The 22,484-nt window shown below is 66.8% G+C and carries 20 protein-coding genes; 13 read left to right on the forward strand and 7 right to left on the reverse strand.

Going from position 1 to position 22,484, the window contains the following annotated elements; all coding sequences use genetic code 11:
- The first annotated feature begins 253 nt into the window (after positions 1 to 253).
- Genes JF52_RS16390 through JF52_RS0102665 form a run of 4 tightly spaced genes read left to right on the forward strand, consistent with a single transcriptional unit; the run spans position 254 to position 4,465 of the window.
- Entirely contained in the window at positions 254 to 2,314 is a 2,061-nt protein-coding gene (locus tag JF52_RS16390) for a sigma-70 family RNA polymerase sigma factor (RefSeq protein WP_052166698.1), read from the forward strand.
- A 9-nt stretch (positions 2,315 to 2,323) separates the two neighbouring features.
- Complete coding sequence (locus JF52_RS0102655; protein ID WP_033104927.1) at positions 2,324 to 2,695, forward strand: YrdB family protein; 372 nt, start codon at positions 2,324 to 2,326, stop codon at positions 2,693 to 2,695.
- Entirely contained in the window at positions 2,692 to 4,053 is a 1,362-nt protein-coding gene (locus tag JF52_RS0102660; protein ID WP_033104928.1) for an FAD-binding oxidoreductase, read from the forward strand. The genes JF52_RS0102655 and JF52_RS0102660 overlap by 4 nt, the downstream gene beginning before the upstream one ends.
- Positions 4,046 to 4,465: an NUDIX hydrolase gene (locus JF52_RS0102665; RefSeq protein ID WP_033104929.1), complete on the forward strand. Its 420-nt coding sequence runs from the start codon at positions 4,046 to 4,048 to the stop codon at positions 4,463 to 4,465. Before JF52_RS0102660 ends, JF52_RS0102665 begins: the two co-directional genes overlap by 8 nt.
- A gap of 113 nt (positions 4,466 to 4,578) precedes the next feature.
- On the opposite strand, the gene nagB is transcribed toward JF52_RS0102665, so the two are convergent.
- The 4 genes from nagB to JF52_RS16395 all read right to left on the reverse strand — a co-directional run bounded on the left by nagB (position 4,579) and on the right by JF52_RS16395 (position 10,887).
- The gene (gene nagB / locus JF52_RS0102670) at positions 4,579 to 5,358 is read right to left on the reverse strand and encodes a glucosamine-6-phosphate deaminase (RefSeq protein ID WP_033104930.1); all 780 of its coding nucleotides are present in this window, start codon (positions 5,356 to 5,358) and stop codon (positions 4,579 to 4,581) included.
- Positions 5,351 to 6,277 carry an ROK family protein gene (locus JF52_RS0102675; protein WP_033104931.1) on the reverse strand — a complete coding sequence of 309 codons (927 nt, stop codon included), beginning with the start codon at positions 6,275 to 6,277 and terminating at the stop codon, positions 5,351 to 5,353. Before JF52_RS0102675 ends, nagB begins: the two co-directional genes overlap by 8 nt.
- A 38-nt stretch (positions 6,278 to 6,315) precedes the next feature.
- Positions 6,316 to 7,503 carry an ROK family transcriptional regulator gene (locus JF52_RS0102680; protein WP_033104932.1) on the reverse strand — a complete coding sequence of 396 codons (1,188 nt, stop codon included), beginning with the start codon at positions 7,501 to 7,503 and terminating at the stop codon, positions 6,316 to 6,318.
- Positions 7,504 to 7,578: 75 nt separating this feature from the next.
- A complete protein-coding gene (locus JF52_RS16395; RefSeq protein ID WP_235272311.1) occupies positions 7,579 to 10,887 on the reverse strand; it encodes a family 20 glycosylhydrolase in 3,309 nt (1,102 codons plus the stop codon).
- Positions 10,888 to 10,912: 25 nt separating this feature from the next.
- Here JF52_RS16395 and JF52_RS0102690 point away from each other — a divergent pair, with 25 nt between their 5' ends.
- The gene (locus tag JF52_RS0102690) at positions 10,913 to 11,320 is read left to right on the forward strand and encodes a RidA family protein (RefSeq protein ID WP_033104933.1); all 408 of its coding nucleotides are present in this window, start codon (positions 10,913 to 10,915) and stop codon (positions 11,318 to 11,320) included.
- A 163-nt stretch (positions 11,321 to 11,483) separates the two neighbouring features.
- Positions 11,484 to 11,915, forward strand: coding sequence for a hypothetical protein (locus JF52_RS0102695; RefSeq protein ID WP_033104934.1), 432 nt, complete (start codon positions 11,484 to 11,486; stop codon positions 11,913 to 11,915).
- Between the two features lie 389 nt (positions 11,916 to 12,304).
- Here JF52_RS0102695 and JF52_RS0102700 read toward each other — a convergent pair whose 3' ends face one another.
- Together JF52_RS0102700 and JF52_RS0102705 are read right to left on the reverse strand one after the other, a co-directional pair.
- Positions 12,305 to 12,700 carry a GNAT family N-acetyltransferase gene (locus tag JF52_RS0102700; protein ID WP_052166906.1) on the reverse strand — a complete coding sequence of 132 codons (396 nt, stop codon included), beginning with the start codon at positions 12,698 to 12,700 and terminating at the stop codon, positions 12,305 to 12,307.
- Positions 12,701 to 13,181: 481 nt separating this feature from the next.
- Complete coding sequence (locus tag JF52_RS0102705; protein ID WP_084595499.1) at positions 13,182 to 13,625, reverse strand: Hsp20/alpha crystallin family protein; 444 nt, start codon at positions 13,623 to 13,625, stop codon at positions 13,182 to 13,184.
- A gap of 116 nt (positions 13,626 to 13,741) precedes the next feature.
- Here JF52_RS0102705 and JF52_RS0102710 point away from each other — a divergent pair, with 116 nt between their 5' ends.
- From JF52_RS0102710 to JF52_RS0102730, 4 genes are all read left to right on the forward strand, one after another.
- Positions 13,742 to 14,071 (forward strand): MerR family transcriptional regulator, encoded by a 330-nt coding sequence (locus JF52_RS0102710; protein ID WP_033104936.1) that lies wholly within the window; start codon positions 13,742 to 13,744, stop codon positions 14,069 to 14,071.
- A 172-nt stretch (positions 14,072 to 14,243) separates the two neighbouring features.
- A complete protein-coding gene (locus tag JF52_RS0102715; RefSeq protein WP_234000482.1) occupies positions 14,244 to 14,525 on the forward strand; it encodes a hypothetical protein in 282 nt (93 codons plus the stop codon).
- Positions 14,526 to 14,789: 264 nt separating this feature from the next.
- Positions 14,790 to 15,158 (forward strand): Rossmann-fold NAD(P)-binding domain-containing protein, encoded by a 369-nt coding sequence (locus JF52_RS17545; RefSeq protein WP_033104939.1) that lies wholly within the window; start codon positions 14,790 to 14,792, stop codon positions 15,156 to 15,158.
- A 249-nt stretch (positions 15,159 to 15,407) separates the two neighbouring features.
- Entirely contained in the window at positions 15,408 to 16,856 is a 1,449-nt protein-coding gene (locus tag JF52_RS0102730) for a L,D-transpeptidase (RefSeq protein ID WP_052166700.1), read from the forward strand.
- Positions 16,857 to 16,929: 73 nt separating this feature from the next.
- On the opposite strand, the gene JF52_RS0102735 is transcribed toward JF52_RS0102730, so the two are convergent.
- A complete protein-coding gene (locus tag JF52_RS0102735; RefSeq protein ID WP_033104940.1) occupies positions 16,930 to 19,146 on the reverse strand; it encodes an NADP-dependent isocitrate dehydrogenase in 2,217 nt (738 codons plus the stop codon).
- A 118-nt stretch (positions 19,147 to 19,264) separates the two neighbouring features.
- Here JF52_RS0102735 and JF52_RS0102740 point away from each other — a divergent pair, with 118 nt between their 5' ends.
- The 3 genes from JF52_RS0102740 (at position 19,265) to JF52_RS0102750 (ending at position 22,432) form a co-directional block, all read left to right on the forward strand.
- Positions 19,265 to 19,723 (forward strand): GNAT family N-acetyltransferase, encoded by a 459-nt coding sequence (locus tag JF52_RS0102740; protein WP_033104941.1) that lies wholly within the window; start codon positions 19,265 to 19,267, stop codon positions 19,721 to 19,723.
- Between the two features lie 216 nt (positions 19,724 to 19,939).
- Entirely contained in the window at positions 19,940 to 20,998 is a 1,059-nt protein-coding gene (locus tag JF52_RS0102745; protein WP_052166701.1) for a LacI family DNA-binding transcriptional regulator, read from the forward strand.
- Positions 20,999 to 21,124: 126 nt separating this feature from the next.
- Positions 21,125 to 22,432 (forward strand): ABC transporter substrate-binding protein, encoded by a 1,308-nt coding sequence (locus JF52_RS0102750; RefSeq protein WP_033106228.1) that lies wholly within the window; start codon positions 21,125 to 21,127, stop codon positions 22,430 to 22,432.
- Positions 22,433 to 22,484 lie beyond the last annotated feature (52 nt).

Below are 22,484 nucleotides of genomic sequence, written 5' to 3' on the forward strand. Positions count from 1 at the left end.
AAAGCCCCGCACTGGCGCCCGAACTCCGCCCCCCGGTGGAGTCCTGATGGCTGTCTCTATCTGATGAGACGACGACCGGGCCGATTCATCACGCGAGTGCGGGAAAGAACTTTTTGAGAGTTGACTCCGAGTTGTCCACAGGGCTGGCCCCGCTGGGAGTTTCGAGGGAGAATAGTCCGGGCGCGTGAGGACCGACCGGATCACGCGTCTCTTCATGTGAGGGTCAACCGGCCCTCACAACAGATGGAAGCCAGTGCAGAACCACGACCACACCGCAGAAGGCGCATCAGCCGATGCCGATCTGATCCTGCGCACCCGCTCGGGCGACGCGGACGCATTCGGAGAACTCTGGCAACGGCACTATCCGTCTGGGATGTCGGTCGCCCGTTCGATCACGTCGAGCATCGATCCCGACGACCTGGTGCAAGAGGCGTACGCACGCATCTACCAGGCGATCATCAAGGGTGGCGGCCCGAACGGGTCCTTCCGCGCCTATCTGTTCACCAGCATCCGCAATACCGCCGCTGCCTGGGGGCGATCGCGTCGCGAGACCGCGATGGACGAGCTCGAGACCGTCGCCGATCCGAACAGCACCGATCAGGCAGCCGATGAGGCGCTCGATCGCAGCCTGACGGCACAGGCGTTCCGGGGCCTGCCCACGCGGTGGCAGGAAGTGCTCTGGTACATCGAGATCGAGCAGATGAAGCCGGCCGAGGTCGCCCCCCTGCTCGGCATGAGGGCCGGAGCCGTCTCGCAACTCGCCTTCCGCGCTCGAGAGGGCCTGCGCGAGGCATGGATCCAGGCGCATCTCCGCAGCGCCGAGCCCGGCTCGCCGTGCCAGTGGACCATCGAGCACGTCGGCGCCTACTCACGAGGAAACCTCAGCTCACGCGACCAGAAGCGGCTCGAGCAGCACATCGAGGACTGCGCTCGTTGCACGATCGTCGTCGCAGAGGCGAAGGATGTCTCCAACCGTCTCGCGCTCGTGCTGCTCCCGCTCGTTCTCGGCATCTCCGGCGCTGCCGGGTACACCGCGACGCTGCAGGCGGGTGGAGCTCCCGTGGTCGCACTGGCAGCGATGCCGTCCAGCGTCATCGACGGCGGAGTCGTCGTCGGTGGTGCGGGAACCAGCGGCGCCCCGGGTGCTCCCGCAGGAAGCGGCGGCACCGGCAACGGCGCGGTCGGTGGTAGCGGCGCAACCGGCAGCTCTGCGACCGGAGCCGTGACCGGCATCGGCGCTCTCGTCGGCGCCGGCTCTGCTGCGCTGGTCGTCGCGGGTGTCGTGGCTGCGGCGACGATCGTGCCCGGCCTGCTCGAAGCGAGCCCGGTGACGTCGATGCCCAGCGCGAGCGAAGCCGGCGACTCATCGATCTCCACCGAACTCGAACCCGGCAGCGAGATGAACGACGAGAAGTTCATCCTCGAGATCCCCGAGAAGAAGCCGAAGAAGCCCGACGACGTCGATCAGGCGCCCGAGGTCAAGAAGCCGGTGAACGACAGTGCGCCGACCGTCGAAGCCGCACCTCCGGCGGCGCCCGTGGCGCCGGCGGTTCCTGGTGACGGCAGCGGCGGAGACGGCGATGAGGGGACGACCGAACCGGTCGACCCGGTGGATCGGGGCGATGGCGGAAATCCCGACCCGGGCAACGGCGGAGACGATGGCGATCCCGATCCGACGGACCCGCCACCTGCAGTGCTGCCGGAGGGCACGCCTACTGTGAGTTCCGCGACAGCGACGTGTGTTCCGAGTGACGGTCTACTCGATAAGACGGTAGTGACTGTCGCACTTTCGGGCGCACCAAACGCGAGCGTCAAGGTAAATATGGTCGCGCTCGAAACCGACGTGTTTGAAACAGAACTCGGCGTCGATGGCGTCGGTTCCATTGAGCTCAGCCCGACGGCTTTGCAGCTCCTCGGTAGCGTGACGGTCAGCTACATCGCGGGCGACCAAGAAGGTCCGAGTAGCGACAGCACACGGTTCTCCGACCTCATCGACATCGGCCAATGCCTCCCTGGGCACGCGGACGCCGAACCTGGCGTCACCACAGAACTTGGGTCGGCCGAATCTGCCCCAGCTGCGGCTGAGGAGCCACTCCCAGCACAGGACTCACTCACCGAGCCCGTCGCAGATACGCCCGCGCCTGAAGCCGGTGCAGCAGCTGAAACATCCGCTGCCGAGGAGCCCGTAGCCGTCGAAGAATCCGCAGCCGCCGAAGAATCTGCGGTCGCCGAAGCGCCCGTCACGGCCAACGAAACAGCCACGGCCATCGTCGCCGCCCCAGCCCCGGCCGAGGACGCTGCCCCCGCCGAATAGACTGGGAGCATGCCCGAAACCCCCGACGCAGTCCCCGGTGTCAACCGCCCGAACATCACCCCGCTCGACATCATCCGGGCCGTCATCCTCGTCGTAGCGATCGCCTCGGTCGCGCTCTGGGGCTTCGCGATGTGGACGTTCCCGTGGAACATCGTCCTGGGCATCGGCTCACCGCTGCTGGTGCTCCTGGTGTGGGCGCTCTTCCTCTCTCCGCGCCCGGTGCTGACTCTGCACCCGTTCGTGCGTGCCGCCGTCGAACTGCTGATCTACGTGGGTGTGACGCTGGCCTGGTGGTCGATGGATCAGGCCTGGGTCGGACTCGGCTTCGCCGTCGTCGCCGTCACCTCCGGGCTCTTCGCCGGTCGGAGAGACTTGCGATGACCGTCGCCGCAGCTCTGCGGAACGCCCTCGGCGACATCGTCGACACCACCGAAGGCTCCCTGGAAGCTGCCCGCGCTGACCGGTCAGGGCACTCTTCGGCCGGTCGCCCCATCGCCGTCGTGCACGCCGAGACGATCGAACACGTCCAGCAGGTCATGCGGATCGCGACCGACACCAGCACCCCTGTCGTCGTGCGCGGTGCCGGCACCGGCCTCGCGGGAGCCGCCAACGCCGGCCCCGGCGAGATCGTCCTGTCGACCATGCGAATGAACCGCGTGCTCGAGGTGCGACCGGACGATCTGTTCGCCGTCGTCGAGCCGGGCATCCTGAACGCCGAGCTGAACACCCTGCTCGCCGAGCACGGACTGTGGTGGCCGCCGGATCCCGCCAGTCGCGAGATATCCACCGTCGGAGGCAACATCGCCACTGGTGCCGGCGGACTGCTGTGCGCGAAGTACGGTGTCGTGCGCGATGCCGTGCTCGGAGTGGACGTCGTACTCGCCGACGGACGGCTGATGCACCTGGGACATCGCAGCGTGAAGGGTGTCACGGGGCTCGATCTCACTTCGCTCATGATCGGCTCCGAAGGCACCCTCGGCATCGTGGTCGGCGCGACGCTGAAGCTGCGGCGCCTGATCGTCGGCGAGATCTGCACCCTCACCGCCCTGTTCCCCACCGTGCGCGATGCGGCGGCCGGATCGGCAGCGGTCACGGCATCCGGTGCCCAACCCTCGATCATGGAGCTGATGGATTCGAAGGCGCTGGCCGCCGTCCACGCCCTTCTGTCCTTACCTGTGCCCTCGGCCGGTACCTCCCAGCTGACGATTCAGACCGACGGCCCCGCGGCTCGAGGCGAGGCCGACCGCATCGCCGCGTCCCTTCGCGGGTGCGGCGGCGAAGTGACCCTGACATACGACCGCGACGAGGGCGAGCGCCTGCTCGCCCTCCGCCGATCGATGCACGGCGCGATGGCGGCCCTCGGCACCACACTCATCGAAGACGTGTCCGTGCCGCGCAGCGCGCTGCCGGCGATGTACGACGAGATCGCCCGCATCGAGAACGCGTACGGTCTCGAGATTCCCACCGTCGCCCACGCCGGAGACGGCAACCTGCATCCGAACTTCATCTTCGAGGGCGACGTCGTGCCCGAGCAGGTATGGGCTGCGGCCGACGATCTGTTCCGATCGGCGATCCGGCTCGGCGGCACCCTCACCGGCGAGCACGGCATCGGCATGCTCAAGAGCCGCTGGCTCGCCGAGGAGCTCGGCGACGATCAGTGGCAGCTGCAGCGGCAGATCAAGGCCGTATTCGATCCGCTCGGCCTCCTCAACCCCGGAAAGGTCTTCACCAGTGCCTGACATCCACGTGAGCGCGGCGATCATCCACGACGCGGACGGCCGCGTGCTCGTGGTTCGCAAGCAGGGCACCACGAAGTTCATGCAGCCTGGCGGCAAACCGGAGATCGGCGAGAACGCCGCGCAGACCCTGGCGCGCGAGCTCGACGAGGAACTGGGACTCAAGGTCGACGAAGCGCAGCTACGGCCGCTCGGACGGTTCATCTCCGCCGCCGCGAACGAGCCGGGTCACCGCGTCGTCGCGGACGCGTTCGCCCTCACGATCAAGGCCGATTCCGTCACTGTGCAGGCAGAGCTCGCCGAACTGCGATGGATCACGCCGGCCGACGTCGCTGCGCTGGAGCTCGCGCCGCTCAGCCTCGAGCACCTGCTGCCGATCGCGTGGCCGGAAGAGGGCATGGCTTCGTCTCGCTGACGCTCGCTCAACCCGTTTCGTCTCGCGGAGACCCGCACTGAGCGAGCGGAGCGAGTCGAAGTGTCGCTCAACAACCCGTGATGCAGCGCTCGCTCAACGACCCGCGGGAAGTGTCAGAGCCCCTGCCAGGCCGGCTTGTTGTCGAACGTGTAGCGGTAGTAGTCGGCGAGCTTCAGCCTCGATGCGGCCGCCTCGTCGACGACGACCGTCGCGTGCGGGTGCAGCTGGATCGCCGACCCTGGGAGCATCGCGGTGAGCGGACCCTCGACCGCGTCGGCCACAGCCTGCGCCTTGCCGTCGCCGAACGCCAGCAGCACCAGGTGGCGCGCCTGCAGGATCGTGCCGAGGCCCTGCGTCATGCAGTGCATGGGAACCTGGTCGATCGAGTCGAAGAATCGCGCGTTGTCCTCGCGGGTCTGCTGCGTGAGCGTCTTCACCCTGGTGCGCGATGCGAATGACGAGCCCGGCTCGTTGAATCCGATGTGGCCGTCGGTGCCGATACCGAGGATCTGCAGGTCGACGCCGCCCGCAGCCTCGATCGCCGCCTCGTAGTCGGCGCCCGCATGCTCGATGCCGGCGGTCGCGCCATTGGGCACGTGGATCTGATCGGGGTTCAGGCCGAGCGGCTCGACGACCTCACGGGTGATCACCGAGCGGTAGCTCTCCGGATGCTTCGGGTCGATGCCCACGTACTCGTCCAGCGCGAAGCCGCGCACCTGCGACACGTCGGTTCCCGCGAGTCGGCCGTGCAGCGCCTCGTAGACCGGCAGCGGTGTGGATCCCGTCGCCAGCCCCAGCACGGCATCGGGCCGAGTGGCGATGAGTCGCACGATCTCGTCGGCGACCAGTGCACCCGCAGCGGCGGCGTTCTCGACGATGACGACTTCAGCCATGGGCGGCGATCTCCTTTTGAGGTGTGTGCGCTCCGACCAGCGCGGCGCCGAGGGCAGCCGCAGGGGAACCGGAGGGAAGCAGTTCGATTCTCTCATCGAGATGCAGTGAACGCAGAAACGGCGAGCCCTTCGCGTCCGTGATGAGAGCGTTGCGGATGCCGTCGCCGACGCGGTCGCCGAGAGCGGTGAGTCCGCCGCCGATGACGACCGATTCGACGTCGGCGCTCAGCACGAGAACGCGCACTGCGGCCGCCGCGCCGCGGAAGAGGTCGGCACGGAGCCGGAGCGCGTCGCCGTCCCCCCGATCGGCGGCATCGAAGATGTCGCGGACCGGCAGCGACCCCGGTCGTCCCCAGGCTCGGGCGAGCGCGCCGCCACCGCACAGGGTCTCGATGCAGCCGCGCTGTCCGCAGCTGCAGACGCGCCCATTCGGGTCGACGGAGATGTGGCCCACCTCGCCCGCGGTGCCGCGTGATCCACGCCAGATCGCGCCGTCGATCACGATCCCGGCGGCGACGCCGGTGCCGAGGTTCAGATATGCCATCGACGCGGACTCTCCGCGGAGTGCCGCAGCGCCGAGTGCGGCAGCCTTCACATCGTTCTCGACGACGACGGGCACCCCGAGACGCGCAGACGAGACAGACGCGAGATCGAGCGACTCGACGCCCAGGTTCACGGCATGCAGCACGCGGCCGTTCGCGGTGTCGACGAGGCCCGGAATCCCGATGCCGACGCTCGTCACGTCGGCGGCCGAGACGTCGGATGCCGCACACAGCTCCCGCACGCTCTCCACGACATCGGCGACGACAGCCTCGTCGCCATGACCGCTGGGGCGGCGGATTCGACCGACGATCTCGTCTGCGTCCGTGACGGCGACGGCATCCGTCTTGGTACCGCCGATGTCCAGGCCGATGCGCACCGGCCGTCCTACGAGACCGGGGTGCCCTGCTGATGCCACTACGAGACTCCCAATTGAGCGGACAGCACCATGACCGCGGCGCCGCGCAGCACGATGTCGCTCTGCGCAGTGAGCCTGATCACGACATCGTCGAAGACGCCCTCGAGCGTTCGCTCCCGCAGGGTCGAGGTCGCGGCTTCGATCAGCGTGCCGTCCAGCAGGTCGGCGGGCCCGGAGAGCACGACCTCCGAGAGATCGAGGGCCGTCACGATCGGTGCGATCGCGATCGCCAGGCGAGCACCCGCATCACGCAGGATCTCCTCGCGCGCCTCCGGCTGCGCCTGGACGGCATCCCGCAGTCGCGTGACGCTGAGCCAGGCCTCCAGACAGCCGTCCCGACCGCAGACGCAGCGGGGGCCACCGTCGGTGCCGACGACGACGTGACCGATCTCGCCCGCGGCGAAGCGGCTGCCGAGCAGCGGCTGGCTTCCGGAGATGAGCCCGGCTCCCACGCCGACACCGATCTTGACGAGCATGAAATCGGCCCTGGCGTCGCCGAAGGTGTACTCGGCGAGGACCGCGGCGTTCGCGTCGTTGCGGGCGAGCACCGGGAGTCCGAGGTCGCCGCCGAGCTGTGCCTCGAGCGGGAAATCGGTCCAGCCGAGGTTGGGAGAGCTCAGCACGACGCCGTCCGGGCGCACCACACCGGGTGTTCCGACTCCGACGCCGAGCAGCGGCGCGGTCGCAGCGGCCACCAGCATGCCGGCGAGTTCACGCAGCGCCGCGTACGCGACGTCGCCGTCCGGCTGCTCGGGACGTGCGGTCTCGCGTCGCTCGATCACGTCTCCGTCGAGGCTCAGCACCGCTCCGCGGAACGCCTCGGCGTCGGAGAGGTCGATGCCGATGATCTGATGGCCGAGCCGGTCGATGTCGATGAGGATCGGAGGCTTGCCCGGGCCGGCGGTCTCGCGCACGCCGAGCTCGACGACGATGCCGTCGGCGATGAACTCCGCGACGAGGTCGGAGATGGTCACCCTGGTGAGGCCGGTCTCCCGCGAGAGGTCTGCGCGGCTCATCGCACCCGAGTGGTAGAGCGTCTGCAGCACGAGAGCACGGTTGTGTCCGCGGGCATGCTCTGGCAGCACCTTGGAGCGCGAGCGCAGGTGACGGGAGGGTCCGAAGGCATGCGCATTGGCGCCGGCGAGGTAGACCGGCGCCGCGTGGCTCGACTCATCCGATTCGGACATATTTGTTAGTAGACCTTACGAACGTGGAATCTGCAACCTTCGACCCGCCACGGGAGCGGGAGGGTTACCGAACCGTTACTCAACTCGCGCCCCGTCGCATGTGTCCGGCGAATGCGGCCGCAGCCCTTCGACGAGACCGGCGACGACCTGCTCGCGCGCGGCGACGGTCATGGGCCTTCCGGGGACGCCCGGCCGCCGCTGATCGATTGCCGACCCGTCGAGAGGACGATATCGCACCCCGGCTGCCGTCAGCCGTCTCAGCTGCACCTCGAGGCGCCGCAGGAACGAGTCGCCGTCGCCAGGATCGCCGCCGACCCAGAGCCGCTCGGCGATCGCGCTGAGCCTCGGGAACATCGCGAAGTCCACGCGATCGCGGGTCGGCAGGTGCTCTGTCCAGACATTGGCCTGTCCCCCGACGACCCCTTCGGGCAGACGCAGGGTATACGCGTGCTCGATCGTCAGGGGCGGGCCCACCGGCACCGGCTCGTCGGCCGACTCGGACTGCCGGTAGTCGAGATAGGTCTCGAGGTCAGGGCAGCCCACCACAGGGATGCCGCGCCGGATCGCCTCCTCGAGTGCGACAGGTCCGCGCCAGGCGAGAATCCGCACGCCATCGGGAACCTCGCCCTCGAGCACCTCGTCCCATGCGAGCGCCGTGCGCCCGTGAGAGCGTACGTGTTCGACGAAATGCCTGGTGAACCACGGCTGCACGTCTCGAGGGGACGCAAGCCCGAGCTCCTGCATCCGCGCCGCCGCAGCCGGGCTCTCCGCCCATTCCGTGACCGGCACCTCATCGCCGCCGATCCCGATCCACGGCGAGTCGAAGATGTCGCACAGCGCATCGATCGCAGCGCGGCCGAACGCCAACGAGTCCTCGGTCGGCGCCAGGGTGCGAGGGTTCACCCCGAAGCGCTCCCACGGCCCGGAGACGGGTTCTGAGGCGTCGACATTGCCCAGCGCCGGATACGCGGCGAGCGCTGCCTGCACGTGGCCGGGGAGTTCGACCTCCGGCACGATCGTGATGAAACGCTCCGCGGCGTAGGCGACCAGCTCGCGCAGCTCGGTCGTCGTGTAATGCCCATCGTGCACGCCGGGTTCGACGGTGGCGAGTGGCCCGTGTCCACGCTGCGTCGCCTCCCGGCGGGCGCCGATCTCGGTGAGCCGCGGGAAGCCCGGAACCTCGAACCGCCAGCCCTGATCGTCGGTGAGGTGCAGGTGCAGGATGTTCAGCTGGTGCAGCGCCAGCAGATCGATCAGGCGGCGGATGTCCTCGGCGGGCCGGAAGTGCCGTGCGACATCGAGCATCGCGCCGCGCCAGCTGTAGGCGGGTGATCCCTCCCATTCGCCGGCGGGGATGCGCGCGGCGTCGTCCTCCGGTGCGCGTAACTGGCGCAGGGCCGTGACACCGCGGAAGACGCCTTCCGGGGTCGCGCCGCTCACCTCGATACCGATGGATGCGACGGTGATGCGGAACGCCTCGTCGCCGATACGACCGGCGGCGGTCGCCCTCTCCCCCACAGCGGGATCGAGGGTCAGCGAGATGGGCGGGCGATCGGCATCGGCGGCGGGAAGCCCCCTGGTCAGGGAGTCGGCGACGACGGCGAGCGCCGCCGGCGCATGCACAGGAGTCTGCGTCGTCCACACGAAAGGCTCCTCCGCCGCGTCGATCCTGGCGTCGATCGACGGCACGGTCGCACGATGTGGCGGCGGTGGCATCCGGAGAGCACGTCCTGGAGTGTTTCCGGTCACCGCCCCCTCCGCGACGACGGGGATGCCGTCGACCAGCACCTCGACGACCCCGATCGGAGGAGTTCGTGGTTCATCGAATGTGGCGCCGGCTGCGACGGTGTCGGGATCGAACAGCACGAGGTCGGCAGTCGCGCCCTCTCGGATCACGCCGCGCGGCGCGTCGCCGCGATCCAGGCCGAGACGGGCCGCCGGGGCGCCGGACAGGTGGCGCACGGCCTCCTCGAGCGTCAGCACTCCGAGCTCGCGCACGTAATGCCCGAGATAGCGCGCGAAGGCGCCGAACCCGCGCGGATGCGGCTTCGCGCCTACCAGGATGCCGTCGCTGCCCGCGGTGTGCCGCTCGTGCTGCATGATCGCCCGAACGTTTTCCTCATCGCCTATGTGCATCAGGATGCCGGTGGCCCCGGCATCCGCCACGATGGTGTCGAGCACGACGTCGACTGCACGCCGGCCGTCCTGCTCTGCGATCTGCGCGACGGTCCTGCCGACGAGCGGGGCGAGCGCGGCGTTCGCAGTGCCGACGATCTCGATGCTCGACCAGTCCGCGCGTTCGCCATGGAACCCGTCGCAGCCGATCTCCTCGAGCTCGACGCGCACCTGCTCGCGGCCGTCGTCGTCCAGCATCCCGATCGCGGCGACGAGGTCGCCGCCCTCGGCGAGACGGCTCGGCAGCAGCGCGGTCAACGTGGTCGCACCCGGTAGGTACGGGTAGGTGTCGAGCGTGACCTCGACGCCGTCCGCGCTCGCCTCGTCGATCAGCGCGAGCAGCTCGGCTGCGCGACCGCGATTGGGCGCGAAATTCATCGTGGCGTGCGTGAGGTGGATGGGGCATCCGGTGCGCCGTCCGATGTCGAGCGCCTCGCGGTAGGCGTCGATAGCCGCGGCGCCGTAGCTTCGGGTGTGCGGCGCCCAGTATCCGCCGCGCTCGGCGACGATGCGGCAGAGCGTCTCGAGCTCTGCCGTCGAGGCGTACATGCCCGGGGTGTAGGTGAGGCCGCTCGACATTCCGAACGCGCCGGCGTCGAGCGCCGCTTCGAGCATGTCGCCCATCTGCCGCAGTTCAGCACGGGTGGCCGGACGGTTCTCGTGCCCGACGGCGATCATGCGCAGGTTGCCCTGCGGCACGAGCACCGCGACGTTGGCCACCGTGGCTGCGTCGATCGCGGCGAGCAGATCGTCCATCGTGCGCCACGGGACCTGCGCCGGCAGACCGTTCCAGCCCGCGATCTGCGCAGGGATGACGGATGCCGTGGCATCGTCGAGCGGCGCGTAGCCGAGGCCGTCCTGTCCGATCACCTCGGTCGTGACACCCTGCAGGATCTTGGCCTGATGATCCGCACCCTCCAGCACCGCCAGGTCGCTGTGCGCGTGCATGTCGATGAATCCGGGCGCGAGCACCAGGCCACGAGCATCGATCTCGACGGCACCCGCTGGAACGTCCAGAGTCCGCGCGGCCCCCTTGCGTACGACGGCGACGATCCGCATGCCCTCGACAGCGACGTCCGCGGTGAAGCGCGCAGCGCCGGTGCCGTCGACCACCGTCGCGTCGCGATAGATGCGAACACGCCCCTCGGCGGCCCGCTCTGCGCTCAGCATCACGTTGGGAGGCAACCGATCCGACATTTGTTGAGGCATCTAACAATGCTACTAGGCTGGTCGGATGAGCACGAAGACGCGAATCACGACCACCTCCGCCCCGGCCCCGGCGCACACGTTCTCGCAGGGTGTCCGCAAGGGTCCGTTCGTCCAGGTGTCCGGCCAGGGCCCTGTCGACCCTGCGACCGACGAGTACCTCTTCCCCGGTGACGTCGCGGCGCAGACCACTCGCACTCTCGAGAACGTCAAGGCCATCGTCGAGGCATCCGGTGCGACGTTCGACGACGTCGTCATGCTGCGCGTGTACCTCACGAAGCGTGAGGATTTCGCCACCATGAACGATGCCTACGGCGAGTTCGTCAGCGCGCACACGACCGGCGGCGTCCTGCCATCGCGCACCACCGTCTTCACTGGCCTGCCCCGCGAGGAGATGCTCGTCGAGATCGACGGCATCGCGATCGTCGCGGAGTGATCGGCACGCGCTGAGTACGCGTCGATGGGGCGCTCTCCCCATCGTCACCGGCGCGCGAGTTGTGTTTGACTGGGTGCACGACCGGAGAATCGCACCGCAATTCGTGGTGCCGTCATTGAGGGGAAACCTATGAACCGCCGCATGGACCATCGCCGCTGTCGCCGTGCTCGGCCTCAGCGCCTGCTCGGGCTCGCCCGCCGCTGAGGACGACACCTCGAACGGGTCCGGCGACTCAGCCCCGGTCGAAGAGACCAACACCGACCAGTCCGTCGAGGACGCCTGCGGGATCGTCCTTCCGAAGCTGCAGGAGGCCAACGCCGCGGCGAGCGAGATCGACACGACCGGCGCCACCGACCCGCAGACCACCGTCGACCAGTTCAGCACGGTCGTCGATGCCTTCGGTGAAGCCGCAGACAGCGTCGACAACGTCGAGGTGAAGGAAGCGACCTCTGCCGTGCACGAGGACTTCGCCGCACTCGGCGACGTGCTCTCCAAGGTGCTGATCGACCAGGACCTCACCGCCGCCGAGGGCATGACCACCATCACCGCCGATCTCACCGAGTCGGCGACGGCGCTGCAGGAACTCTGCAGCTGACCTCTGAACATCGAAAGCCCCGTGGCCCTTTTTGTCCTATCTCACGAAAGGTGGCAGAGGGTGAGACGCGAGATCCCCGGGATCACTAGTGTCTGAAGTGACGTCGAGCCGTCAGTATTCTCACGAAACATGTCAGTAATCGCGTTTCACTCTGACGCCTCCATCGACCTGCCGGAAACGTCGAGCGGACGGTATTGGTGCAACAGGTTCCGGCAGGGGTTTTCGGCAGCTGCTTGATCGGCGTGTCTGCCCACACCCGGACCAACATCCTCAGCCTGCCAAAAATCGATTGATTTCGGCAGGCCCGAGCAAGAGAGGATGGTGTCGTAGCCGATGCCCAATTCCTACCGCACAACCCGCCGTTTCGGGAAGAACACGATTCATGGTGTCTAGACGTGAACCTGGGCGATGACCTCGCCGAATTCCGTCTCTCCGATCGGTTCAAAGCCCACACTGCGGAAGAAGGCCTCGGGGCCGGTCTCGCCGGCTTCGTACATGACGTTGACGTGGTCGAATCCGCGTTGGCATGCTTCCTCCGTCAGTTTCTCCACGGCGAAGCGGCCGATGCCACGGCGCTGTTCGTCGGCGTCGACGTTGATACGCCACAGGACGGAGCGGAAGTGCTCGTAGGGTGCTTCGGGTTCGAAGTTCGCGCTGAGGAAGCCGACGACCTGGTCGTCGTCGAGCACGACCCGTTGCCATGACGTGAGCGGGTTCACCACTGTGGCCGCGATGCCGTAGCTCACGGGGGAGAGGAACTCCTCTTGTCCGGGCTTGAGTGACATGTTGTTGACGTCGACGATCGTTGAGGGAGAAAGCTCGACAAGTTGGAGCACTTCTCATCACTCCTCTCGAATTTGAGTTTCGCTTCCTTGGCTTCTTTGGCGACCCTCGAGGCCGCTGCCCGGAGCCCTCCGGCGGGGCTCCGGGCACCTCGTGAAGGTCACGACCGGTCCGGGGGTGATCGGACTCTCGATCTGACTCTCGCCGCCGGGCGTCGATCGACAAGGCGCCATCCTGCGTTCCCGCCCCAGACCCGGGAAACGTGATTGTGTGGTGGGCACGGGAGGGTTTCGAGGATGACGCGATCACCGAAGCCGCAGGCGGTCATGATCGCCGCGAATTGGGCCGTCACCCACTCTCGGTCCTGCAGCAGCAATTCGAGGGTGTCCTGCTGGGTAGCCGGTGGGGAATCGACGCCGGTCGCGGTGGTGGTGTTCAGGACCATATCGACACCTCCTGTCGGCGGTGGAGAGTGCGCTCCGGTCAGGCGCTGATGCTCTTGGCCTCCTTCCTGCCCGATATGGCGTCGCGGCTGCCGATGCTGATCTTGCGGGGCTTGGCCTGCTCGGCGATAGGGATCCGCAGCCGCAGCACGCCGGCGGTGTAATCGGCGTCGACCTTCTCCGTGTCCAGCGCGTCGCCTAGCACCAGCTGGCGGCTGAAAACACCCCAGGAGCGCTCGGCAGCGACGGCGTTCGCGGCATCCGGCATGTGACTGAGCCGTTCGGCGCGGATGGTCAGCACATTGCGCTCCACGTCGATGTCGAGCTTGTCCGAGTCAATGCCGGGCAGGTCGAGCTCGACTACGAACTCGTCCCCTTCCCGCCACGCGTCCAGCGGCATGCTCGATGGCCGGGCGGCGGTTCCGAAGATCTGCTGTGTGAGCCGGTCGAGGTCACGGAATGGGTCATTGTGTTGCAACAGCATTTCTGCATCTCCTCCATCTCACTGTAGTTGTGGGCCACTCGATAATCTGTGTCGAGTGGTATAGGTTTTATACATCTGATCCCATAGGTATTGCAAGCCCGGAAGGGAAGAGAATTTTGGAGAATGCAGAGTCCTCTCGCGCACGCGGGGTGTACGGCATCGCCGTCGCAGCCGAACTCGTCGGTGTCGGCGAACAAGCACTGCGTCTGTATGAGCGCAAAGGACTGGTGGAACCCGGCCGCACCGCTGGCGGCACGCGTCGCTACAGCGAAAACGACCTGTCCATCCTTCGACGAGTCGTCGAGTTGCTCGACGCCGGTGTGAACCTCACCGGTGCCCGCCACGTGCTCGCGCTGGAGACCACCAACCGTCTCCTGCGCGCCCAGCTGGACGAATCTGCACAGCAGGCCGTCGACGAGACCCCGAGAGTACCGGACGCGCTATGAGGATCCGCGCCCTCGGTATATAATCCGGGTGACGTCTGACGGGCGATGAGGCTCGTCAAGCTCCCAACCTTCACGGTTACGGCAACAGGCGTTTACGCACTGGTCCGGCTCGATCCTTCCTCCCGTCAGACGAACACTGGTTCTGACTGATTGGAGTGTTGAGATGTCCCCGATGCCCGATCCCCGGTTCGAATTGCACAGGATCACCGCAACAGAATGGTTGATCCTGGACCATCGGTACGGCCCGAACGATGCGCGGCGAACCATCGCCTGCGTGTACGCCCTGGACGAGAACGAAGTCAGCGTCACGTGGTTGCGCGAGCTCCCGCTGGCGCTCTATTACCAGACGGCATTCGACGTCCTGGAAGACGTACAGAGGTTCTACGCAAGAGACCGTTCACAGCGCCCGAGCCCGATCCCGCATATGCCGCCCCCCATGATGGCTACCGCTTAGCCCCCCCGGGCGCGGACGGTGCACCTGAGACACTGGAACTGGTGTGGTGCTGCTGAAGACCAGTGCGAGGGCGTCGCGTACGATGTCGGATTCGTCGCGCTGTTCACCCGTCGCGAGGTCGTGCACGCGATCCTTGGGCAATTGGGGCACACGCACGCACGACCTCAGAGGAGGGCGCTGACTCTCTCCGCGGTTTCTTTCGCGGAGCCAGGGTTCTGGCCGGTGACGAGGTTGCCGTCGACGATGGCGTAGGAGACGAACGGGATGTTGGCCTTCTCGTACAGCGCTCCCCCGGTTCTTCACCTCGTCTTCGGCGTTGTACGGCACGAGCTTGTCGGCAACACGACGGATGCCTTCCGCCAAACCTGGCATCTACCCGTCGGCGAGAACCGGCTCACCTACCGGGAGTTCGTTACCCTCGCCAGCGACGTCTTCAACCGGGACGGCAAGTACACCCTCATCCCCAAGCTCGCCCTGACCGCGGCCGGCCTCTCCTCATCGCAAGCACGCGAGCTGCGAGAACTCCTGCCCCGGTGCGAGCACGACAACCGCTTCGACTCGGCTAAGTTCACCACACGGTTCCCCACGTTCAAGATCACCACTTACCGCGAAGGTCTCAACATCATCGGCTAGGAACATCACATCGGACCGGACCGTCGCGGACAGGCAGCCTCTGAGGCACCGACGTCCTCAGTGAGAATCCGACAGGCTCGTGAGAGGTTCCGCCAACTTCGTGAGGATCCGACACGCTTCGTGAGATCGGACACTTTTCGGTCGCGGGGCGTTCGGCGTTCGCAGGGACTTGCAACCGTTGCCTTGCCGTTATCTGGCGCCCGGTATGATACGTGAGAAGGTCACACTGAAATCACGGGGGGTGAGTAGGTGGCTGGTCTCATCGAGGCACCTGACGCGAACACTGCGCAGACCGCTGTCATCCCGCCATCCGCTGGCGAAACGGCACCGCAGTGGGCTCCGCGCGAGCCCACTCCCAAGAAGCGCCACGTCGGGCTCTGGGTCGGCGTCGCCGTCGGCGTGCTCGCTCTGGGCGCTGCCGCGGCATCCACGATCCTCATCGCACCCGGCACCTCGATCGCCGGGGTTCCCGTCGGGGGTCTGACTCCCGGAGCAGCGGCAGACGTCGTCACCGCGCACCTTGCGAACACCGAGATCACGCTCGCCGGCGCCGGCGCCGATCAGGTCGTGACCGGTGCCGACCTGGGTGCGACGATCGATGCGCGTGCTCTTGCAGACGAGGCGTTCGCGTCGCACCCGATGTGGAATGTCACCTCCTGGATGCCGGAGCCGATCGCCGGAACCATCACCCTCGACCCTGATCTCGCGCATGACTCATTGCGAGAGCTCCTCCCCGCCAGCTACGAGGACGCCATCGACGCCGGCGTCGCGTTCGATGCGACGAGCGCTTCGTACCTGACGACGCCCGCCGTCGCGGGCACCGGAGTCGATCTTGACGGACTGACCAGCGCGATCACCGCAGCCCTCGCCGACGGCGAAGACTCGCTGACCTACTCGGGCGACCCGGCCGAGGCCCCCGCCCCGGTCGGCGACGACGAAGCCGCCGCCGTGGCGGAAAAGCTCAACACGATGCTCGCGACGATCGGCTTCTACGTCGGCGCGGAGCGCACCGTACCGATCGATCCTGCCGTCGCCGCGACCTGGCTCGAGGCCGTCGATCAGGATGGCGAGCTGAGCATCGTCGCCGATGAGACCGCGATCCAGGCGACCGTGGACGCACTGCCCGCCGCCGTCAACCGCGCAGCTGTGGATGCCGAGTCGATCACCAACGCCGGCGGCGACGTCCTCCGAGAGCTGACTGCCGGCGTCACCGGACGCACGCTCGGCGACACCAGCACGTTGGCATCCGACTTCGCCGAGAAGCTCGAGGCGGGCGATGCCGTCCAGCCGCTCGAGGTCAGCGAGGTGCCCTTCGCGAGCACTACGCTCGCGCGAGAGATCGACATCAACCTCGCCACCCAGACCGTCTCCGCGATCGAGAACAGCGTCGTGGTCGACTCCTGGCTTGTCTCCTCCGGCGCCGGAGAGAACGCCACGAACACCGGCTCGTTCCAGATCGGCTGGAAGACGTCCAGTCAGGACATGGGCAACCCCGACCTCACGGAGGCGCCCAACTACTTCCAGCCGGACGTGCCGTGGGTCATGTACTTCAACGGTGACGAGGCGCTGCACGGTGTCTACTGGCACAGCAACTGGGGCACGCCGATGAGTCACGGCTGCGTGGGCATGCCCATCGACGCTGCGCAGTGGCTGTACAACTGGACGCCCGAGGGCGTCAACGTCTACGTGCACTACTGAGGCTTCGGGCTCAGCATCGCTGAGACGAAGAGCGGGCGGATGCCGTAGCATCCGCCCGCTCTTTCGTTCTGTGTCAGAACGCGTCGATGATCCCGTTCAGGGTCTGCGACGGGCGCATCACCTTCGTGACCTTCTCGACGTCGGGGCGGTAGTAGCCGCCGATGTCGACCGCCGTGCCCTGAGCGCCGTTGAGCTCGGAGACGATCTCCTGCTCCTTGGCTGCGAGGTCTGCGGCGATCGGGACGAACGCCGCGGCGAGGTCCGCATCCTTGGTCTGCGCGGCGAGCTCCTGCGCCCAGTACAGGCCCAGATAGAAGTGGCTGCCGCGGTTGTCGATCGTGCCGAGCTTGCGTCCGGGAGAGCGGTCCTCTTCGAGGAAGGTTCCCGTCGCAGCATCCAGTGTCTCGGCGAGCACGCGCGCCTTCTCATTGCTGTTTCGATCGGCGAAGTGCTCGAGCGAAGCCGCCAGCGCGAAGAACTCGCCCAGCGAGTCCCACCGCAGGTAGTTCTCTTCGACGAGCTGCTGCACGTGCTTCGGGGCTGATCCGCCTGCACCGGTCTCGAACAGTCCGCCGCCGGCGAGCAGCGGAACGATGCTCAGCATCTTCGCCGAAGTACCCACCTCGAGGATCGGGAACAGATCGGTCAGGTAGTCGCGCAGCACGTTGCCGGACACCGAGATGGTGTCGAGGCCATGGCGCATGCGGGCGAGCGTGTAGCGAGTCGCCTCCTCCGGGGCGAGGATCGAGATCTGCGCTCCCTTGGTGTCGAGCGTCGCAAGGGCCTGGTGCACCTTCGCGATCAGCTGCGCGTCGTGCGCACGGTTCACATCGAGCCAGAACACGGCAGGGTCCCCGGTCGCCTGGGCGCGCGATACGGCCAGACGCACCCAGTCGATCACGGGGATGTGCTTGGTCTGCGTCGCACGCCAGATGTCGCCGGCACCGACGGTGTGCTCGATGAGCACGACGCCCCCGCCGTCCACGACCTCGACGAGGCCGGGGGCCGCGATCTCGAACGTCTTGTCGTGGCTGCCGTACTCCTCGGCGGCCTGGGCCATCAGGCCGACGTTCGGCACTGTGCCGATGGTGGCGGGGTTGAGCGGACCGTTCGCGATCACGTCGTCGATCACAGCCTGGTACACACTGGCGTAGGAGGAGTCCGGGATCACGGCGAGAGTGTCGTCCTCGCCACCGTCGACGCCCCAGAGCTTTCCGCCGTTGCGCACGAGCGCGGGCATCGAGGCATCGACGATCACGTCCGACGGTACGTGCAGGTTGGTGATGCCCTTGTCGGAGTTCGTGTACGACAGGCGCGGCCCGTTCTCGAGGGCGCCGGCGAACTCGTCGGCGATCTCCTTGCCGCCCTCGATTGCCGACAGGCCGGTCAGGATCGAGCCCAGACCGTCGTTGGGGCTGAGACCTGCCGCGGCGAGCTTGTCGCCGAAGCGGGCGAAGACGTCGGTGAAGAAGGTCTTGACGACGTGACCGAAGATGATCGGGTCGGAGACCTTCATCATCGTGGCCTTGAGGTGCACCGAGTACAGCACGTCGTCGGTCTTGGCCGCCTCGAACGTCTCCGCGAGGAAGGCGTCGAGAGCGGATGCCGAGAGGAACGTCGCGTCGATGATCTCGCGCGGCAGCACCTTGAGGTTGTCCTTGAGTACCGTGACCGTGCCGTCTTCGGCGGTGTGACGGATGGTGAGGACGTCATCGTGCGCGGCGACCCACGACTTCTCGTTGTGCTTGAAGTCATCGGCGGTCATCGTCGCGACGCGGGTCTTCGAACCTTCGGCGAACGGCTTGTTCGTGTGCGGGTGCTTCTTGGCGTAGTTCTTGACGGCGAGGGGAGCACGGCGATCGCTGTTGCCCTCGCGCAGCACGGGGTTCACTGCCGAGCCCTTGATGCGGTCGTAGCGCGCGCGGACGTCCTTCTCCTCGAGCGAGGAGGGCTCGTCGGGGAAGCTGGGGATGTCGTAGCCCTGGCCCTGCAGTTCGGCGATGGCGGCCTTGAGCTGCGGGATGGATGCCGAGATGTTCGGCAGCTTGATGATGTTCGCCTCTGGCAGGGTCGCGAGACCGCCGAGCTCGGCGAGTGCGTCGGAGACCTCTTGATCGGCGCTGAGCTGCTGCGGGAATGCCGCGAGGATGCGTCCTGCCAGCGAGATGTCACGGGTTTCGATCTCGACCCCCGCCTTGCCCGCATAGGCCTGGACGATCGGGAGGAACGATGCGGTGGCCAGAGCCGGTGCCTCGTCCGTGTAGGTGTAGATGATGGCGTCGTCGGTCACCGGGAGTTTCTCCGTTCACGAGTCAAAACTGTCTCGATACCAAGATACCTGAGTGGTCGCTCGGCGTTCGCAGCCATCTTTCGGCGCACGCGACGCCCGGAGAGGTTACCCTGGGCGTATGACGGAACTGCGCGTGGTCGAACTCTCCGCTGCGACGATCGTCGCCGTGAACAACCTGTCGCTCAAGCCAGGGCAGGAGCAGTACCTTGCTCCGGTCTCTTACGGCATCGCGGCGACCGTGATAAATCCTCAGACGTCGTGGCAGCGTGTGATCCTCGATCGCAACGAGGTCGTCGGGTTCGTGAGCGCCAGCTTCGATCCCGAGGCCGAGGAGGAGCACTTCCGCTCGGTGCTGTGGCGCATCAACGTCGACGCCGATGACCAGGGTCGCGGCGTCGGCCGCTTCGCCGTCGAGAGCCTGCTCGATGAGGCCCGCCGGCGCGGCATGGGGCACGTCAACGTGATCTACGAGGCCGGCGACAACGGACCAGAGGCATTCTTCCAGCGCGTCGGCTTCACTCCGGTGGGCGAGACGGAGTACTCCGAAGTGATAGCGGAGATCCGTCTGACTTCCTGAAACGGCGGCGGGGCCTCGGATCCCCTCCCCCACCGAGGTCTCGTCGCCTTGAGGCCGACGCACCGTGACAGCGCCACAACACGCGTCCGGCATCCATTTGTTGGGTGGAACCACAAAACCCTTGCGCCGACCGTCATCGTTGTCTATCATCGCTGAAGAAGCATCATCGAAGCGCTTCGACTAATCCATTTCTCAGCGGAACACGACGGAGTACGCATGACGACGATCCACGAAGTGGCGAAAGCCGCGGGCGTGTCGATCAGCACCGTGTCGTACGCACTGAGCGGCAAGCGGCCCGTGTCCGAGAAGACGCGGCAGCGCATAGAGGACGCCGTGACCGCGCTCGGGTATCAGCCCGACGCCGGCGCACGCATGCTCGCTGGCCGTCGCACCCACATCTTCGCGCTCACCGAGCCGCTGCGCGCCGACACGCATGCGCCGACCCACATGGCATTCGTGCTCGCGACGGCGATCGCAGCCCGTCGACGCGGATACGACATCCTCCTACTGACGGACGAGCAGGCCTCTGAAGGCATGAACCGGGTCGCCGCGAGCAGGCTCGTCGACGCCATCCTCGTGCTGGATGTCGCACCCGACGACGAGCGCGTCGCCATCGCCAGAGCGGTTTCCACCCCGACCGTCTTCATCGGCGTGCCGGAGGACCACAATCAGCTCATGTGCGTCGACATGGACTTCGCCGCCGTCGGCGACCTCGCCGTCGACCGCCTCGCCGACGCCGGATACAACCGCATGATGCTTCTCGGACAGACCGAGGTCTCGTACCGCAGATCCAACTTCCCGCGCCGCCTTCTGCACGCAGCCCAGGATCGCGCAGCCGAGCGCGGCATCGATCTCGACTGGGTCACCACGGGCGAGATCGCCACCGATACCGCAGTCGTGCACTCGGCGGTCGAGAATGCGCTCGATCGCGGCCACCGTGCGTTCATCGTCCATGCCGTCGACGACACTCATGAAGTGCTGCTCTCGGTGCTCGCTGAGCGCGGGCTGGCTGTCGGCACGGACGTCTCGGTGATCTCGGCTGCGGCCTCGTTCGACACGACTGCGCTGGCGGTGAAACTCGACACGATTCCGCTCGTGCCGCAGCGCTCGTGCGAGCTCGCCGTCGATCTCGCGGTCCGTCAGCTCGACGGCGAACGGCTCGTCCCCGAGATCCACCTCCTGCCGCCCGAGTACCTCCCGTTCGGATCTGTCGCCTCGTCGCCTCTCGACAGCTCAGACGTCCGCGCCGAGCGCCCCGCTCCCACCGCTGACTGACCCAGCCCGCCCGCCACCTGTCCACATCTCCGAAGTCGAAACGCTTCGATGATCTGAATCGCACAACTGAAAATCCGACCCACCGAAGTGTCCGGCCCCATGGCCACCGAGAAAGGAGTGCCGACGATGGCACGCATCATCCGAGGAAAGAAGTCGATCGCCGTACTGGCGGCTCTGACCGTCGCGGGGCTCGCCCTGAGCGGTTGCACATCCGGATCCACCGACGGAGGTGGCGACGGCGACACCCTCAAGCTCTGGCACTACGAGGGTGCAGACAGCGCGATGGGAATCGCCTGGGCACAGGCCATCAAGACCTTCGAGGAGGAGACCGGCGCGAAGGTCGAGTTCGAGGAGAAGTCGTTCGAGCAGATCCAGAAGACGGCCAGTCAGGTGCTCGACACCGATGCGGCACCCGACCTGATGGAGTTCAACAAGGGCAATGCCACGGCGGGGTTCCTCGCATCCACCGGCCTGATCACCGACATCTCCGATGCCGTGGCCGAGTACGGATGGGATGAAAAGCTCGCCCCATCTCTGCAGACGACCGCCAAGTACAGCGAAGACGGCGTCATGGGCGGCGACAACTGGTATGGCATCCCGAACTACGGCGAGTTCGTCGGCGTCTACTACAACAAGGACGCGTTCGCAGCTGCGGGACTCGAGATCCCCACCACCTACGAGGAGTTCGTCGACGTGCTCGAAGCGTTCGTTGCGAAGGGCATCACCCCACTCGCCGAAGCCGGTGCTGAGTACCCGCTGGGCCAGCTCTGGTACCAGCTCGCCCTCCTGGAGGGCGACCGCGGCTTCGTCGACGACTATCAGCTCTATGAGAACCCGGTCGATTGGGAGGGCCCAGAGGTCACGTCGGCCACCGAAACGCTCAAGGAGTACGTCGACAAGGGTTACATCGCCTCCGACGTCTCGTCAGTCAAGGCCGAAGACGCCGGAGTCTCCTTCATCAACGGCTCCGCGCCGATCTTCGTGTCCGGCTCCTGGTGGTTCGGCCGCTTCGTCGCCGAGGCCACCGGATTCGACTGGACCCTGACCGCGTTCCCGGGCGCCGACCTGTCGCTCGGCTCATCGGGCAACCTCTGGGTCGTGCCGGAGAACGCTGCGAACAAGGAGCTCGCGTACGAGTTCATCGACATCACCATGCGCCCGGAGATCCAGGCCATCATCGGCAACAACGGCGGCCTGCCGGTCGCGGTCGACGCTGCTGACATCACCGATGCGAAGAGCGCCGAACTGATCGAGACCTTCAACGGCATCCTTGACGCCGACGGGCTCTCGTTCTACCCCGACTGGCCCGCTCCCGGCTTCTACGACGTGCTCGTGCAGGAGCTGCAGGGTCTGATCACCGGCGCACAGGACGTCAAGACGACCAACGCGAACCTGGGCGAGCAGTACGACGAAGGCACCGCAGAGTTCCGTTGATCACCCACGGTGGCGGCCGCGCTGCGGCCGCCACCGCACCCTTCTGGAGTTG

The sequence above is a fragment of the Microbacterium profundi genome, assembly GCF_000763375.1.
GTDB lineage: Bacteria > Actinomycetota > Actinomycetes > Actinomycetales > Microbacteriaceae > Microbacterium > Microbacterium profundi.

Coding starts and splice junctions, on each gene's coding strand:
- JF52_RS0102655 (WP_033104927.1), top strand. CDS start 2,324: ATGCCCGAAACCCCCGACGCAGTCCCCGGTGTCAACCGCCCGAACATC.
- JF52_RS0102660 (WP_033104928.1), top strand. CDS start 2,692: ATGACCGTCGCCGCAGCTCTGCGGAACGCCCTCGGCGACATCGTCGAC.
- nagB (WP_033104930.1), bottom strand. CDS start 5,358: ATGGCTGAAGTCGTCATCGTCGAGAACGCCGCCGCTGCGGGTGCACTG.
- JF52_RS0102680 (WP_033104932.1), bottom strand. CDS start 7,503: ATGTCCGAATCGGATGAGTCGAGCCACGCGGCGCCGGTCTACCTCGCC.
- JF52_RS16395 (WP_235272311.1), bottom strand. CDS start 10,887: ATGCCTCAACAAATGTCGGATCGGTTGCCTCCCAACGTGATGCTGAGC.
- JF52_RS0102690 (WP_033104933.1), top strand. CDS start 10,913: ATGAGCACGAAGACGCGAATCACGACCACCTCCGCCCCGGCCCCGGCG.
- JF52_RS0102700 (WP_052166906.1), bottom strand. CDS start 12,700: ATGTCACTCAAGCCCGGACAAGAGGAGTTCCTCTCCCCCGTGAGCTAC.
- JF52_RS0102705 (WP_084595499.1), bottom strand. CDS start 13,625: ATGCTGTTGCAACACAATGACCCATTCCGTGACCTCGACCGGCTCACA.
- JF52_RS0102715 (WP_234000482.1), top strand. CDS start 14,244: ATGCCCGATCCCCGGTTCGAATTGCACAGGATCACCGCAACAGAATGG.
- JF52_RS17545 (WP_033104939.1), top strand. CDS start 14,790: ATGTTGGCCTTCTCGTACAGCGCTCCCCCGGTTCTTCACCTCGTCTTC.
- JF52_RS0102740 (WP_033104941.1), top strand. CDS start 19,265: ATGACGGAACTGCGCGTGGTCGAACTCTCCGCTGCGACGATCGTCGCC.
- JF52_RS0102745 (WP_052166701.1), top strand. CDS start 19,940: ATGACGACGATCCACGAAGTGGCGAAAGCCGCGGGCGTGTCGATCAGC.
- JF52_RS0102750 (WP_033106228.1), top strand. CDS start 21,125: ATGGCACGCATCATCCGAGGAAAGAAGTCGATCGCCGTACTGGCGGCT.